Raw genomic sequence first — 15492 nt, 5'->3', positions numbered from 1 at the left:
TGGAGGTCCACGCTGATTCCGCTTCTGGCGGTCCCGGTGTCGCTCGTAGGAACCTTCGCCGTCTTTCCCTTGCTCGGCTTCTCGATCAACACGCTCTCGCTCTTCGGTCTCGTCCTCGCCATTGGCCTCGTCGTCGATGATGCTATCGTTGTCGTCGAGGCGGTGGAACACCATATTGAGAAGGGCCTTTCACCAAAGGACGCGTCGTTCAAGGCGATGGAAGAGGTCTCCGGCCCGGTCATGGCTATCGCAATCATCCTGTCGGCTGTCTTCATTCCGACCGCCTTCATACCCGGGATTACCGGTCAGCTTTACCAGCAGTTCGCAGTGACTATCGCCGTCTCGGTCATCTTCTCCGCCTTCAACGCCCTATCCCTTTCTCCGGCCCTCTGCGCGCTGCTTCTGAAGCCAAAGAAAAAAGGGACCGGTCTGCTGCAGAAGTTCTACGACTGGTTCAACCGGGTCTTCGGCCGAGCTACCGATGGATATGTTTCTCTCTGTGGCGCGGCCATCAGGAAGAGCGCGGTGAGCCTGATAATCCTCGCAGCCGTCGCGGTCTTGGCCGGGCTATCGGGCAAGCACATCCCCCCCAGCTTCCTCCCCGACGAGGACCAGGGCTTCATCTTCGCGGGGATACAGCTGCCGGACGCGGCTTCCCTGCAGAGGACTGGCGAGGTGGCCCATCAGGCCGAGGAAATCATCACGAAGACACCGGGTGTCAAGTACTGCTCGTCGATTATCGGTTATAACATGTTGAGCCAGGTGCAGAATACCTACAGCGCCTTCTTCTTCATCTCCCTGGAGGAGTGGTCCAAGCGGAAGAAGCCGGAGGAGAAGTACGAGGCGATAAAGGCGTCGATCTCAAAGAAGATGGCCTCCATTCCCGGAGCGATCGGCTTTGCCTTCCCTCCGCCTGCCATTATGGGTGTCGGCACTTCCGGTGGGGTCACCTTCATCCTGGAAGATCGTTCGGGCAAAGACATCGCCTTTCTCGCAGCCAATACGCAGAAGTTCATCGAAGCGGCAAGGAAGCGGCCCGAGTTGAGTCGCATCACCACGACGTTCATTCCGACGGTGCCGCAGCTCTTCGTGGATGTGGACAGGGACAAGGTCCTCAAGCAGGGGGTCAACATCTCTGACGTATATAAGATCTTACAGTGTTTCATGGGGAGCGGCTTCATCAACTATTTCAACCGCTTCGGCCGCCAGTGGCAGGTATTCCTCCAGGCCGAAGGGGAATATCGTACCAACATCGAGAACATCGGCCAGTTTTACGTACGAAACAGCGAAGGAAAACCCGTTCCCCTCTCGGCGCTCACATCGGTCCGCGCCATATACGGCCCGGAATTCACTATGCGTTACAACCTCTACCGCTCGTCCCAGATCAATGCAACGGCTGCTCCCGGGTTCAGCTCGGCGCAGGCGATGAAGGCATTGGAAGAGGTGTTTGCCCAGACCATGCCGAGGGAGATGGGATATGATTACAGCGGCATGTCTTTCCAGGAGAAAAAGGCACAGCAGGGGGTTTCGCCGATCGCAATCTTCGCTTTTTCGTTCCTCTGTGTCTTCCTGATTCTGGCGGCGCAGTACGAGAGCTGGTCATTACCTTTTTCGGTCCTCCTCGGCACTCCCATCGCCGTGGCCGGGGCCTTCGGAGGGCTCTTACTCCGAAACTTCGAAAATAACGTCTACGCGCAGATCGGTCTGGTCATGCTCATCGGTCTCGCGGCAAAGAATGCGATCCTGATTGTCGAGTTCGCAAAGATGGAGTATGAAAAGGGAGAGACACTCATGGACGCGGCCCTCAATGGCGCCAGGCTGCGCCTTCGTCCGATCCTCATGACGAGTTTTGCGTTCATCCTTGGCTGCGTGCCGCTCGCCATTGCGAGTGGTGCCGGTGCTATCTCGCGCCAGGTCATGGGTACGGCGGTCATCGGCGGCATGGGAGCTGCGAGCGCGATCGCCATATTCCTCATACCGGTCACGTTCTACGTGGTCGAGAAGCTCGGGCATAAAGGGGACACGGGCGCCCATCCTCCTGCTAAGGGAGACGTCCACGGAGAAGGGACCTCCGGAAAGGAAGGGGACCGCCATGCGTAAAGGTATCCTCTTATTGTCCTTTATCCTGATCACGTCCGGCTGCATGGTCGGGCCGAATTACCAGCGGCCGCAGGTGGACACGCCGCAGACATGGAGGTTCGAAGACAAGGAAGCGAAGGATGTAGCGAACACGGCATGGTGGGAGCAGTTCAATGACCCCGTGCTGAACGATCTTATCCACGTCGCCCTTGAGGAGAACAAGGATGTCAAGATAGCTGCGGCGCGTGTGGAACAGTTCATCGGACAGTACGAGACCACCCGCGCAGCTCTTTTCCCACAAGTATCTGCCGGCGCCCTTTACGGGAGACAGCGGGTGAGCCAACTGACAGGGCCGCTGCCCCTTCAGGAGAGCCCGGGCAGTAACCCGACTTTCAACAGTTCGGAGTTGTTCCTCAATGCGAGCTGGGAGATCGACCTCTGGGGGAAACTCCGGCGTGCCACGGAAGCGGCGCGGGCAAACCTGCTCAGCACTGAAGAGGCCAGAAGGACAGTGATATTAACCCTTGTCAGTTCAGTCGCAAATGCATATGTCAACCTCCGTGACCTGGACAAACAGCTCGAGATTACGAGGCAGACGGCAGTGAATTACAAGGAGGGGTACGACATCTTCAATCTCCGCTTCGAATATGGAATTGTTTCTGAGGTGGAAGTTAATATGGCGAAGGCCCAATATGAACAAGCACTAGCGAATATCCCCTTTTACGAGAAGATCATAGCCCAGCAGGAAAACGCACTGAGCGTGCTTCTGGGACGAAACCCTGGCTCGATTCCGCGGGGCAAGACGATTGATGAACTCATGCTTCCCGCCGTACCTTCGGGTCTGCCCTCGGACATCCTTGTGAACCGTCCTGATATCCGGCAGGCTGAAGAAAACCTCATCGCAGCGAACGCGAACATCGGAGTCGCAAAGGCCCAATATTACCCTACTATCTCTCTCACCGGGGCCCTCGGGTTGGCGAGCAATAATCTGTCCGACCTCTTCAAGGGACCGGCAAAGACGTGGAGCTGGGCTGTCCCTTTAGCGGCGCCTATCTTTACAGGCGGGGCGATCGCAGGGCAGGTGAAGTCAGCTGAAGCGGTGCAGCAGCAGGCCGTCCTCATCTACCAGCAGGCGATCCAGACCGCCTTCCGCGAGGTTGACGATGCCCTCGTTGACCAATGGAGGACGAGGGAAGAACTCGCTGCGCTTGTTCAGGAAGTAGGCGCCCTTCGCAGTTACGCGGACCTCGCATGGCTCCGATACGAAAACGGCTACACAAGCTATCTCGAGGTGCTCGATGCGAATACAAGGCTATACACCGCAGAGCTGATTCACGCACAAAGACAGGGGACCCTTTTCGAGGCGCTCGTCAATCTGTATAAGGCGATGGGTGGGGGCTGGGTCGTCAAGGCCGACGAAATGACGGTAGTGTCGGGCACCACTTCAGGCACTCCGACTTCATCTACAAGCGGAGACGGAAAAAGCGAGCCGCATTGATCCAATGAAGATGATGAACTTTGATTTCCGCTACGTCGAGCAGTTTCTTGTCGCGCTGGCACTGACGAGTCTGACGGTCATCGCCCACTCAGCGGGTATGAATTTGGCGAGGCGTTATTTCAGACGTTCTTACTCGAGTGAAAAAGATCGCAAGCATCCCGGTGCCTACAGAATGGTCATGATCGGCATCGTCGCGATCATGATGGCCACGCATGCCTTTGAAGTCGTCATCTGGACCGCCTATTACGTATTGAGGGGTATCGTCCCGAATGCTATGTCGGCAATGAATTTTTCGATCAACAGCTACACCACGCTCGGTGCCAGCTACATAACGCTGCCGGACCACTGGCGGGGCCTCGGGGCATTTGAATCGATGGCCGGGATGCTCATGTTCGGCTGGTCGACGGCGGTGCTTGCCGCTGTCGTCGTAAAGCTCCACTCTCTAGACGCTTGAGTTGCGGGAGAGAGGGAAGGGATAAATAGTCAGCGCGTTGTTGAACAATTCGCATTCAATTGCCAGGAGGATTCTATGAAAAAGGTAGGCCATCTCTTGTTGTTATTGACAATAATTCCGGTTGTACTCTTGTTAGCGTGTGCCACATCGAAGACGAAGGTGACGAAGGTCTGGGTAGATCAAGAGTATCAGGGGCAGCAATTCAGAAAGATGCTGGTAGTAGGACCTTCTCAAACGCAGAAGGTGCGGGTCCTCTTCGAAGATGAGTTCGTGAAGCAATTGAGAAAATATGGAATCGATGCGATTCCGAGTTATACCGTTTTTCCTCAAGAGACCAAGGTGGATAAGGAGATACTCGAAGCAAAGGTCGCTGAGCTCAAAGCGGATGCCGTGCTCCTTACGAGAATCGTTTTCAGGGAGATGGGCGGGCAAACGCGGAGCGCGAACGATATTCCTGAAGGATATTACTATCGCATGCCGGATATGTATGGTCGTTCTTTCAGTTCCACCGGGGAAATCTTCAACAACGCCCCGGACAATCAGCTCTTCATGATCGAGACGAATCTCTACGATGCGAAAACAGAGAAGCTCATCTGGACCGCCACATCGTATACCCAGACGTCGGGTGATCCCCGTAATGCGATACCGTCTTACATCGAAATTATGACAGATAATCTTCACAAAGAAAACTTGCTCAGATGAAGTGCGGCGATAACGAAAATCAATAACGCTCTCTTGCAACCTTATGAGGCGAGAGGTCTATGGATGGGCTGAACAGACGCGGACTCACCGACTTGGAGGAAGAAACGCATACTAACGCCTTCCGCAAGAACGTAATGACGCACTTGTAAATCTGCTGCTCGACAATCGCTGTGAAGTATTTCCGGGACGCTAAAGAGAATCCGAGAGCTCACAAATCGGGCGCATATTAACGTTGCAATCGCCGTCAGTGTCGGCAGCCTTGTAATCTTTGTAGGTGGGGTTCTTGGCACAATAGGGTTGCTGACAGCTTGAATCAAGAAAAATCTCGACGCTGTCTCGCGGCTTAATCGTGAAACGATAGCTCGGGTCACGAGGATACCACGTCGAACATTGTCCGCCATTCTTGCTGTACCATAAGTTAATGAGCGCCATGTTCCTGACGCTGATACCGCGTTCAGCACACTGATCCTCTTCCGCAGCCGCACATATCGCGACAGTGGCTGAAGCAAGAATGAGAACGCCGGAGATGATCGCAAGACACGACTTTGTAAACATCATCTCTAATGTATCAATATCGGGAACCATTGTCAATATGAGTTCGTCTCTTGTGCTATAATGAAAAGGCTGAACCAGCCTTTACCTGAAAAGAAATAAAATAGGGCCACGGAGTATTTATCATTGCCCTTCGGATATCGGAGTGATGTTGGGAAAGGAGTAGCGATGAACGGTAAAGGAATAGTGAGCGTCATCTGCGTTGTCGGAATGTTACTCACAGCAGTATTGGGTGGCGGCTGCGCGACGCAGGCTCAGACGGGGGCCGCCACCGGTGCCGGTGCGGGAGCCCTCATCGGCGGCCTTGCGAATATGCATGGGTCCTGGGGAGCGACTGCCCTGCTCGGGGCGGGCATAGGAGCAGGGATTGGGTATCTTGTCGGCAACGAGGCAGACAAGAAGGACGCGGCGAAGCGTCAGGCTGCCACTGAGGCGGAAATGAGACCTCTTGCCGGAACCACCTGGCAGGTCATCAGCATCACGCCGAAGCCCGAGAAGCGCCACAAGTCGATCGTTTCCCACTTCAGGAAAGACGGCACCGTCGTAACGACAAAAACGGATATGAACGGGCATGTCGAAAAGGTTACGGAGTCGTACCGTATCGTCGGGTCTACGCTCATTCTCAGCAAGCCTGAGTACGTCGAGAACACGAAGTTCAGGATCGAGGGGGACAAGCTGATCATCGATTATGGAAATGGGAATGTCGTGATGCAGCGTGTCGGTTGATGATGCGTCGATGCAGGGTCTTGAAAAGCGCCTTCGGCGTTATAGCAAAGTATTATTCATGGAAGGAGGGGTTTGTATGAAGAGAGTACTCTCTGTTTTCGTCGTAGCGATGTTTATCCTGTCTCTTGGAGGGGCTGCGCTAGCCGAAGAGAAAAAGGAATCCGCGGCGCCTGCTCAGGCAAAGAAACCGGCCTTCGAGAAGTCGGAACTCAGGACAGTGACCGCCACGGTCGAGGCGGTGGACCAGACGACGCGGATGGTCACGCTCAAGGGTCCAAAAGGAAATACCATAACCTTCAAGGCGGGCGAGGAAGTGAGGAACCTTCCGCAGGTAAAGGTGGGAGACCAGGTCGAGGCGAAGTATTATGAGTCTCTTGTCGTCGACGTGAAGAAGCCGGGAGAAGCCACGCCGGGTATGACGGAAGAGCAGGTGGCCGGAAGGGCAAAGCCGGGTGAGATGCCTGCAGCGGCCATGGCGAATAAGGTTACCCTAACAGCCACGATCACGGCTATCGACAAGAAGAAGCCCTCCGTGACGCTGAAGGGACCAGAGGGGAACGTTAAGGAAGTGAAGATCAAGGATCCGAAGAAGCTTGAGAATGTGAAGGTAGGAGACCTCGTGGTGATCACCTATACCGAGGCATTCGCCATTTCGGTCGAAAAGCCGAAAAAGAAATAGATAGTTTGTAAAGAGGCAAAGGGCTGTACGATGAATCATGGGTTCCTCGTACGGCCCGCTTTCTATCGGGCAGGTATTTCCTCAGCCTGTCATGCAACAAGAGGAGCTATCCGTGAAGCGAAGATTTCCGGCGACATTCTATAATCCCCTCTCCCTCATCGGAATAGTTATCGCTGTTTTCAATGTCGGCCTCATCCTCTTTTTCACTGTTGTCGAGACGCTGACAAAGCATCCGAAGCCCTATGCGGATGTCATCATCTTTATCATCTTGCCGGTTTTCGTTCTCTGCGGCCTTGCTCTGTTTGTGATCGGTGTCATACGTGAACGCCGCAGGATGAAAGCAGGCCGACCTGCCGAACGTCTTCCGGTGATCGATTTCAACGACCCCTCTCAGCGCATCACCATGGCTCTTCTCGGCACTGGGTTTGTACTGCTCTCGTTGCTCTATGCGTTTATCAGTTTTAATGCCTATGAGTACGTGGAGTCCGACACCTTCTGCGGCATGCTCTGCCACCGTGTCATGGGTCCTGAAAGCACTGCCCATGGTTTTTCACCCCACGCTGAGATCAACTGTGTAGTCTGTCACGTCGGCTCAGGCGCCAAGCATTTCTTCCTCTCGAAACTGAACGGGACGAGACAGCTCTATGCCCTCGTCTTCGATAAATATAAGAGGCCGATACCGGTTCCGGTCAAAGATTTGCGGCCGGCAGAGGATACCTGTAAAACATGCCATGGTCTGCAATATGCTCTTAGCGAAAAGCTCGATACGAGGAGGCACTTTCTTTCGGACGCAAGGAACACGGAGTGGACGATCTATTTGCTTTTGAAGATGGGAACGGGCCGCATTGAAACGGAGAAACCGCCGAGGGTCCACTGGCATGCAACGGTTGCAAAGGAGATCAGGTATTTTGCTGCTGACCGGAAACGGTTGGTGATTCCCTGGATACAGGCGACGGGATATGACGGGAAGGAAAGGGTGTATCGGAGCACCGACAGCAAGGCCACCGACGAAGAGCTGAGCAGAGCCGAGAAGCGCGTCATGGACTGCATTGACTGCCATAACAGGACAGGGCATTTCTTCCGTCCTCCAGATCAGGTGTTGAACGCATATCTACAGGAGAGATTGATCGACCCGTCTCTGCCGGAAATAAAGAGTATAGCGATGAAGGCACTCGAAAAGAGTTACGACTCCGGACAGGCCGGGCGCAACGGTATCAGGGAGATAATCATGGGTTTCTATGAAAAAACTTACCCTGAGCTGTCTTCTTCAAAGAAGGCGGAAATCGAAAAGGCCGTGAAAGAGGTACAGACTATCTATGGCCGCAACTATGACCCCGCGATGAAGGTGAGCTGGAGGAGCTTTCCCGACAATGCCGGCCATATGTACTCCCCCGGGTGTTTTCGTTGCCACGATGGCAGGCACGTGAGCAGTGACGGCAAGGTGTTGTCAAGGGATTGCAGTCTCTGTCATCTCCTCATCACGCGTGCCGGCGACCGATCGAAGGGTCAGGTGCTTCTTACCACCGCGGCGTATCCTCACCCGGTCGATGTCGGGGATTCCTATAAAGAGATGAACTGCAGTGACTGTCACGGTACAAATAATTGAAGGAGCGGCCTTGGCGGTCACGCCGTAAGCTCCGAGCTTGACTTCGAGGTTGTCCGGTCGGCATTATCCGCAGGGTTACAACACAAGAGAGAGGGAAGGCGTGGCTATTTATCTTGCGGCGTGCTTCTCCGCTACCTGCACCCTTATGGTCGCCCTTTCAACGGCCGCTGTCGCGCGCGCGAAATCTATCTTTTCTGCCTGTTTCAGTCTCTCCTCTGCCCGTTTTAACGCGGCTTTGGCGCGCTCAACGTCGATATCTTCAGATCGCTCGGCGCTATCGGCCAGGATGAGCGTCCTGTCCGCCCGCACCCCGGCATAACCGCTGTTGACGAAGATATATCCGGTCTGGTTGCCACTCTTGTAGGTGAGCATACCGACCCTGAGGATTGTAACAAAGGGCGCGTGTCCCGGAAGCACGCCGAACTCACCCTCACTTCCGACGGCGGTGAACTCGTCCACATCATCGCTGAAAATAATGCCGTAAGGGGTGATAACATCAAGACGTAGTGTCTCCACGCGTATGGCTCCTTACCTGTATCTCTCGCTACCTGCTCCAGCCGAGCTTCTTAGCGTTTTCTTCGACTTCCTCGATCGTGCCGGTCATATAGAAGGCCTGCTCGGGAAGATCGTCGTACTCGCCGTCAGCTATCGCATTGAAACCCTTGATGGTGTCGGCAAGCTTGACATACTTCCCCGGTCTTCCGGTGAACGCCTCTGCGACATGGAAGGGCTGACTCAGGAAACGCTGTATCTTCCTGGCCCTCGCCACGGCGAGCTTGTCGTCTTCGGAGAGTTCTTCCATTCCGAGGATCGCGATGATGTCCTGGAGTTCCTTATACCTCTGGAGTATCATCTGGACCTTTCTGGCGACGGCGTAATGCTCTTCTCCGATGACCTTCGGGTCGAGAATTCTCGACGTCGAATCGAGCGGGTCCACCGCGGGGTAGATGCCGAGCTCGGATATCTGCCTCGAAAGGACGACTGTTCCGTCAAGATGGGTAAACGCTGTCGCCACAGCGGGGTCGGTAAGATCGTCGGCAGGCACATAAATCGCCTGCATGGACGTGATGGCACCCTTTTTTGTCGTCGTGATCCTTTCCTGCAAAACGCCCATCTCCGTTCCGAGCGTAGGCTGGTATCCTACGGCAGAGGGCATTCTTCCGAGAAGCGCCGAGACCTCGGAGCCCGCCAGGGTATACCTGAAGATATTGTCTATGAAGATGAGCACGTCCTGGCCCTGGTCCCTGAAGTACTCCGCCGCGGTGAGGGCGGTGAGGGCCACTCTCGCCCGCGCGCCGGGCGGTTCGTTCATCTGGCCGTACACGAGGGCTGTCTTGTTCAAGACGCCTGATTCCTTCATCTCGAGGTAGAGGTCATTCCCTTCCCTCGTCCGTTCCCCGACGCCGGCAAATACCGAGACGCCGCCATGCACCATCGCTATATTGTGGATCATCTCCATGATAACGACTGTCTTGCCGACGCCGGCCCCGCCGAACATCCCCATCTTACCGCCCTTGACAAAGGGAACAAGGAGATCGAAGACCTTGACGCCCGTCTCAAATACCTGCGTCACCGGCTCCTGCTCGGCGAATTCAGGCGCAGACCTGTGGATCGGCCATCTGTCTTTCGCCTCGATCGGGCCGAGCTTGTCATAGGGGTCTCCCGTGACGTTCATGATCCTGCCGAGGATGCCGTCGCCGACCGGCACGGCGATCGGTAAACCGGTATCGACGGCTCTCATACCCCTGACAACGCCGTCCGTCGTCGTCATCGCGATCGTTCTCACCTTGTTTTCCCCGAGGTGCGACGCAACTTCAAGGGTGAGATTCAGTTCCGGGACCCCTCTGCCGGAATCGGCCTTCTGCTCTATCTTGAGGGCATTCAATATCTCGGGCAGCTTCTCTTCGAATTCCACGTCAACGACCGCGCCGATTACCTGGACGACTTTTCCTTCATTCATATGTGAACCTCCAAAGATTATTTATTTCAGGGCTTCAACGCCGCCGACGATATCCATGAGTTCCTTCGTGATCGAAGCCTGGCGCGCCTTATTATACTGAAGGGTCAGGCTGTCTATCATCTCATTGGCGTTCTTCGTTGCGTTCTCCATCGCGGTCATGCGGGCTGCCTCTTCAGAGGCCTGTGATTCGAGGAGGCCGCGGAAGACCTGTATCTCGACGTTCTTCGGAAGAAGGATGCTAAAGATCTCTTCAGGGGAAGGCTCATAGATGATGTCGCCGACCCCTTCCCATTCCTCCTCTGCCTCATCTTCATCCGTCACGAGCGGGAAAAGCCTCATCACCGTGACCTGCTGCTGTGCCACCGACTTGAATTGGTTGAAGACGAGCAACACTTCGTCAAAGGTTTCGTCGATGTAGTTCTCGATAATGTCCTTGGCCACTTCCTGAGCGGACGAAAAGGAGACCCTCCCGGAGAGTCCCGTCCAATTCGCACGAAGCGCGATGTTCCGCCTCTTGAAGTAGTCGACCGCTTTCTTCCCGATAGCGCTGACGCTGACGGTGAAGCCGTCCTCCTCGACTGCCCGTATCTGTTTTGCAGACGCCTTCAGGAGGTTCGTATTAAATGCGCCGCAAAGCCCCCGGTCGCTCGTGAGGACCACGACTTCGACTGTCCTTCTCGGCCTCGATGCGAGCAGGGGATGGAGACTCACCTCGGCGGTCCGCGCCACGTTCCGGATTCCCTGGTGCATCCGCTCGGCGTAGGGGCGCAGTTCCAGCATCCGCGTCTGGGACTTCCTGAGCTTCGCCGCAGCGACCATCTTCATCGCCTTGGTAATCTGGCGTGTGTTATTGACCGCCTTGATTCTTCTCTTGATATCTCTCAGCGTAGGCATCTATTCACCTGAGACCGGTCTCTCTTGCATGCAGCCCTACAGGGAGAAACCCTTCTTGAATTCTTCGACGACCTTCACGATCTTCTCCTTGAGCGGATCGTCTATCACCTTTTTCTCCCGCAATTCCTTTCTGATATCTTCACCCCTGTCCTTCAGGAACCTGAGAAACTCCTCTTCGAACTTCCTAACCGCCTCGACAGGCACGTCATCGATAAACCCGTTCGCACCGGCGAAGAGAATGAAGATCTGGTCTTCCCCCGAGAGCGGCGAATACTGCCCCTGCTTGAGAAGCTCCACCATCCTCTTCCCTCTCTCGATCTGTGCAAGGGTTGCCTTGTCAAGGTCCGAGCCGAACTGGGCGAATGCCGCAAGTTCCCTGAATTGCGCGAGGTCCAGGCGGAGCGTGCCCGCGACCTGCTTCATCGCCTTTGTCTGAGCCGAACCACCGACCCGGCTGACCGACAGACCGACATTGACTGCAGGTCTGACACCCGCATAAAAGAGTTCGGGTTCAAGGTATATCTGGCCGTCGGTGATGGATATGACATTCGTCGGGATATAACCTGATACGTCTCCGGCCTGGGTTTCGATGATCGGAAGCGCGGTGAGAGATCCTCCGCCGAGATCAGCGGAAAGTTTCGCCGACCTCTCGAGCAGCCTCGAATGGAGATAGAAGACATCGCCGGGATAGGCCTCACGTCCGGGGGGACGCCTAAGGAGGAGGGAGAGCTGCCGGTAAGAAGCGGCCTGCTTGCTGAGGTCGTCGTAAACGATGAGCGCATGTCTCCCCTTGTCCCTGAAGTATTCACCGATTGCGCAGCCGGTGAAGGGAGCTATGAATTGGAGCGGCGCGGGTTCGCTCGCCGTCGCGGAGACGACGATGGTGTGTCCCATCGCTCCGAAATCCTCGAGCAGCTTCACCATTCGGGATATATTCGCACGCTTCTGTCCGATCGCGACGTAGATGCAGATGACATCGCCACCCTTCTGGTTGATAATGGCATCGATGCCGATAGCGGTCTTTCCCGTCTGCCTGTCACCGATGATGAGTTCCCTCTGTCCTCTCCCGATGGGGATCATCGAGTCGATGGCCTTGAGCCCTGTCTGGAGGGGCTCTCTGACCGGCTGCCTGTCAACAATACCTGGGGCGACGATGTCGACCATCTTCGTCTCGGTCGCCTGTATCGGCCCCTTTCCGTCGATCGGCTGACCGATGGCGTTCACGACCCTTCCGATGATCGCATCGCCTACGGGGACAGACATGATCCTCCCGGTGCGTTTAACGATATCGCCTTCCCTGATGAGCGAGTCTTCCCCGAAGAGAACAGACCCTACCATGTCTTCTTCGAGGTTCAGGGCCATGCCGAAGATGCTGTTGGGGAATTCGAGGAGCTCAGAGGCCATGCATTTTTCGAGGCCGTAGACCCTCGCAATACCGTCTCCGACGGATATCACGCTTCCGACTTCGCTGACATCCACCTTCTTCTCGAAGTCGTTGATCTGTTTTTTCAAGAGTTCACTTATCTCTGCGACATTAATCTCCATCGAATCACCTCTTTAGTAGATCATCTTTTAAAAGCCGTAACTGGCCCCTTAAACTGCTGTCGTACATGGTGCTCCCCACCTTTATGAGGATGCCGCCGAGCAGGGAAGGGTCGACGACGTATTCTATATCTATGTCCCTTCCCGTCAACGCCTTCAGGGAGGCGGTCAGTGCGGCATCGTATTTCCTGTTTGTGTCTATCGGCGTGATCACCGTCGCCTTTGCCCTTTTTTTCTTCTCAAGGTACATGGCCGTGAGGGCCTGGATCACCTCGGGAAGCGATTGGACCATGAGCTGTTCGGAGAGATAGCGTACGAACCTGACTGTGTTGTCGGACAGCTTCAGCAGCGAGGCAAGCTCTTTCATCACCTTTCCTCTCTCTTCATCCGTAAAGAGTGGGTTTTCGAGAAGGCCGCGGAAATCCCTGCTCTTTCCGACAAGTCCGTTGATCGCGAAGAGTTCATCCAGCGCCTTCGGCACGGCCTCGATACCGACGGTGTTCAGGAACATCGTTGCAGCCCTCTTTGCCTTTTGCGGGAGTTTCAACGCTTCGTCTCCATTCTCTCGAGTGACTCTTCGACGAGCTTCACTTGCTGCTCTTTCGTGAGCCTCTCCTTCAGTTTCTTCTCTGCCAGTTCCATAGCGATCCCGACAGCCTCTGCCTTTATCGTTTCTTTCGCGAGCCTCAATTCATAATCGATATTATTTCGCGCCTGCTCAAGGATCTTCTCTTTCATCTGTTCCCCGTTCTGAACGAGAAGGTCATGCTCGGCCTTCGCCGAACGCTCGGCGCGTGCGATGATCTCCTCTATCTCCCGATCCTTGAGTTTCAACCTTTCTTCGACTTCGGCGAGGGCCTTTTCAGCGAGCGCCTTTGCATCCCTCGCTTCCTTGAGGGTCTTTTCGATGAGTTCCGTCCTCCCTCGCAGGAATTCCCGAAGAGGCTTGTTCAAAAACTTTACGAGAATGAAGACGAGGATGGCAAAGTTGAGTATCTTCCAGAGCCATTCCTTCCACGCTCCGCCGTGTGCCGCTTCTTCGGCCCCGAAGGCGAGTGACGCGCATCCGAGGGACAGGATGCAGCATGCGAGGAGGAGCGAGCGAATGGTCACGAGGGGTGTCCGTGAAGAGCGGGGGCAGGGATGGGCGGGCGATTCCTGACCATCGGCCATTTGGGTCTTCATGCCCCCACCAGCTTTCTCACGATCTCGTCCGAGAACCTCTCTACGTCCGACCGCAATTTCTGCCTCGCCTTTTCTGCCTCCGATTTCAATTCACCCTTCGCCTTTTCTATGAGATCATGCGCTTGGGTAGCGGCCGCTTCGAGCATCTCCTTCTGTCGGGACAGTCCCCCATTCCGCAGGCGCTCGAAGACCTCTTTCGACCTGTTCCTCGCCTCGAGAAGTTCCCGGTTCATCCTCGCGAGGGCGTCTTCTTTCTTCGCGTCCATCTCCTTCGCGGCAGCAAGGGATCCCTTAATGGTATTGTCTCTCTCCTGAAAGAGCCTGAGAAGGGGTTTAAAGAGGATGATGTTGAGGATATAGAGCAATGCAAGAAAGTTCAGGAGCAGGACAAAAAACCATGAATTCAGTTCCAACATTTCCGGTTTTCTCCTCCGAGATTTTGTGAGCCTAAGCAGATTATCACAGGAGCAAAAACCTTGTCAAGAAGGAAACACCGATTGAAAAGGTATTCTTTTCCCCCGGCAGCATTATGGAAACCCGCGGAAACAGCCGGTCGAGAGAGAATATAAAGAGAACGTAACGATGCATTAAAATTATTAATGAACTTGTGCTACGATAAATGAGGTCCACGCATGTTTTCTCGCAAGCTCAGGGAATTATACAATCGTCATCTCAACCGTGTCATACGAGACCGGTCTTCTCCTCAGGGACCGAGGATAGTGATAAACGGAAGGGAGTTCACAAACTTCGCCTCCAATGATTACCTCGGTTTTGCAAATCTCCCGGAACTCGCCGATGCCGCAGAAACCGCCCTTCGCGACTTCGGTCTCGGGAGCGGTGCTTCCCGGCTTCTCTCAGGGGGCACCCGCCTCCATGAACAACTCGAGGATAGGATAGCAGAGCACAAGGGGACGGAGAGCGCACTCCTCTTTAACTCCGGGTATGCCGCCAACACGGGGGTCATCCCGTCACTCGCAGGAGAAGGGGACGTCCTTTTCAGTGACGAGTTGAATCACGCGAGCATCGTAGATGGATGCAGGTTGAGCCGGGCTGAGACGCTTGTCTACCGGCACCGCGACGCGACCCACCTTTCTCAGCTCATGGAGCGGGCCTCAGTTGCAAAGGCCGGCTCCGGACGGGGCAGGTACGTGGTCGTAAGCGATGCCGTTTTCAGTATGGATGGTGATATCGCGCCCCTTCGGGAGATACACAGACTCTGCAGGAGGTATGACGCCCTCCTCTATATTGATGACGCCCATGGCACCGGTGTCATCGGCAAAGGCAGGGGCGCCCTTGCTCATTTCGGTATCCGGACCGAGCCATGGATTATCCAGATGGGTACCTTTTCGAAGGCACTCGGCTCTTACGGCGGGTTCGTCGCCGGTTCGGAGGATGTTATCGAATGGGTAACGAACAGCGCACGGAGCTTCATCTTCTCGACCGCCTTGCCCCCGGGCATTGTCGCGGCATCACTGAAGGCGCTGGAGGTCCTCGGGAAGGGGACCGACCGTCTCGAGAAATTATGGGAGAACCGGAACAGGCTGGTTACGGCTCTCGGGAAGACGGGATATCATACGGAAAGCAAGACGCCGATCATCCCCCTGAGGGTCGGGGA

General features: G+C 55.2%; 16 protein-coding genes. 8 read left to right on the top strand and 8 right to left on the bottom strand.

Annotation, left to right across the window (positions count from 1 at the left end):
- The 4 genes from VEI96_10570 to VEI96_10555 all read left to right on the top strand — a co-directional run.
- On the top strand, positions 1 to 2100 hold a 2100-nt coding region (locus tag VEI96_10570), incomplete at its 5' end, for an efflux RND transporter permease subunit (protein ID HXX58433.1).
- Positions 2093 to 3577, top strand: coding sequence for an efflux transporter outer membrane subunit (locus VEI96_10565; protein ID HXX58432.1), 1485 nt, complete (start codon positions 2093 to 2095; stop codon positions 3575 to 3577). The genes VEI96_10570 and VEI96_10565, both read left to right, overlap by 8 nt.
- A gap of 4 nt (positions 3578 to 3581) precedes the next feature.
- The gene (locus VEI96_10560) at positions 3582 to 4031 is read left to right on the top strand and encodes a hypothetical protein (GenBank protein ID HXX58431.1); all 450 of its coding nucleotides are present in this window, start codon (positions 3582 to 3584) and stop codon (positions 4029 to 4031) included.
- 75 nt (positions 4032 to 4106) lie between these two features.
- Positions 4107 to 4733, top strand: a complete 627-nt coding sequence (locus tag VEI96_10555; protein HXX58430.1) for a hypothetical protein — start codon at positions 4107 to 4109, stop codon at positions 4731 to 4733.
- Between the two features lie 189 nt (positions 4734 to 4922).
- On the opposite strand, the gene VEI96_10550 is transcribed toward VEI96_10555, so the two are convergent.
- A complete protein-coding gene (locus VEI96_10550) occupies positions 4923 to 5291 on the bottom strand; it encodes a hypothetical protein (protein HXX58429.1) in 369 nt (122 codons plus the stop codon).
- Positions 5292 to 5453: 162 nt separating this feature from the next.
- Between VEI96_10550 and VEI96_10545 the strand changes: the two genes are divergently transcribed.
- From VEI96_10545 to VEI96_10535, 3 genes are all read left to right on the top strand, one after another.
- Complete coding sequence (locus VEI96_10545; protein ID HXX58428.1) at positions 5454 to 6011, top strand: glycine zipper domain-containing protein; 558 nt, start codon at positions 5454 to 5456, stop codon at positions 6009 to 6011.
- Between the two features lie 76 nt (positions 6012 to 6087).
- Positions 6088 to 6690 (top strand): hypothetical protein, encoded by a 603-nt coding sequence (locus VEI96_10540; protein HXX58427.1) that lies wholly within the window; start codon positions 6088 to 6090, stop codon positions 6688 to 6690.
- Positions 6691 to 6802: 112 nt separating this feature from the next.
- Positions 6803 to 8296: a hypothetical protein gene (locus VEI96_10535; protein HXX58426.1), complete on the top strand. Its 1494-nt coding sequence runs from the start codon at positions 6803 to 6805 to the stop codon at positions 8294 to 8296.
- A 108-nt stretch (positions 8297 to 8404) separates the two neighbouring features.
- On the opposite strand, the gene VEI96_10530 is transcribed toward VEI96_10535, so the two are convergent.
- From VEI96_10530 to VEI96_10500, 7 genes are read right to left on the bottom strand one after another with little or no spacing between them, the layout of a single operon-like run.
- The gene (locus VEI96_10530; GenBank protein ID HXX58425.1) at positions 8405 to 8812 is read right to left on the bottom strand and encodes a F0F1 ATP synthase subunit epsilon; all 408 of its coding nucleotides are present in this window, start codon (positions 8810 to 8812) and stop codon (positions 8405 to 8407) included.
- Positions 8813 to 8840: 28 nt separating this feature from the next.
- Positions 8841 to 10256 (bottom strand): F0F1 ATP synthase subunit beta, encoded by a 1416-nt coding sequence (gene atpD / locus VEI96_10525; GenBank protein HXX58424.1) that lies wholly within the window; start codon positions 10254 to 10256, stop codon positions 8841 to 8843.
- 21 nt (positions 10257 to 10277) lie between these two features.
- Positions 10278 to 11150: an ATP synthase F1 subunit gamma gene (atpG, locus tag VEI96_10520; protein HXX58423.1), complete on the bottom strand. Its 873-nt coding sequence runs from the start codon at positions 11148 to 11150 to the stop codon at positions 10278 to 10280.
- 36 nt (positions 11151 to 11186) lie between these two features.
- Complete coding sequence (gene atpA, locus VEI96_10515) at positions 11187 to 12695, bottom strand: F0F1 ATP synthase subunit alpha (GenBank protein HXX58422.1); 1509 nt, start codon at positions 12693 to 12695, stop codon at positions 11187 to 11189.
- Between the two features lie 4 nt (positions 12696 to 12699).
- Complete coding sequence (atpH, locus tag VEI96_10510; protein ID HXX58421.1) at positions 12700 to 13239, bottom strand: ATP synthase F1 subunit delta; 540 nt, start codon at positions 13237 to 13239, stop codon at positions 12700 to 12702.
- Entirely contained in the window at positions 13236 to 13877 is a 642-nt protein-coding gene (locus tag VEI96_10505; GenBank protein HXX58420.1) for an ATP synthase F0 subunit B, read from the bottom strand. The genes atpH and VEI96_10505 overlap by 4 nt, the downstream gene beginning before the upstream one ends.
- Positions 13874 to 14293 carry a hypothetical protein gene (locus tag VEI96_10500; GenBank protein HXX58419.1) on the bottom strand — a complete coding sequence of 140 codons (420 nt, stop codon included), beginning with the start codon at positions 14291 to 14293 and terminating at the stop codon, positions 13874 to 13876. Before VEI96_10500 ends, VEI96_10505 begins: the two co-directional genes overlap by 4 nt.
- Before the next feature lie 216 nt (positions 14294 to 14509).
- On the opposite strand from VEI96_10500, the gene VEI96_10495 reads away from it, so the two are divergent.
- Positions 14510 to 15492: 8-amino-7-oxononanoate synthase (locus VEI96_10495; GenBank protein ID HXX58418.1), on the top strand; the 983-nt coding region annotated here is incomplete at its 3' end.

The sequence above is a fragment of the Thermodesulfovibrionales bacterium genome, from assembly GCA_035622735.1.
Taxonomy (GTDB): Bacteria; Nitrospirota; Thermodesulfovibrionia; order Thermodesulfovibrionales; family UBA9159; genus DASPUT01.
This window is presented reverse-complemented; position numbering and strand designations above follow the sequence as displayed.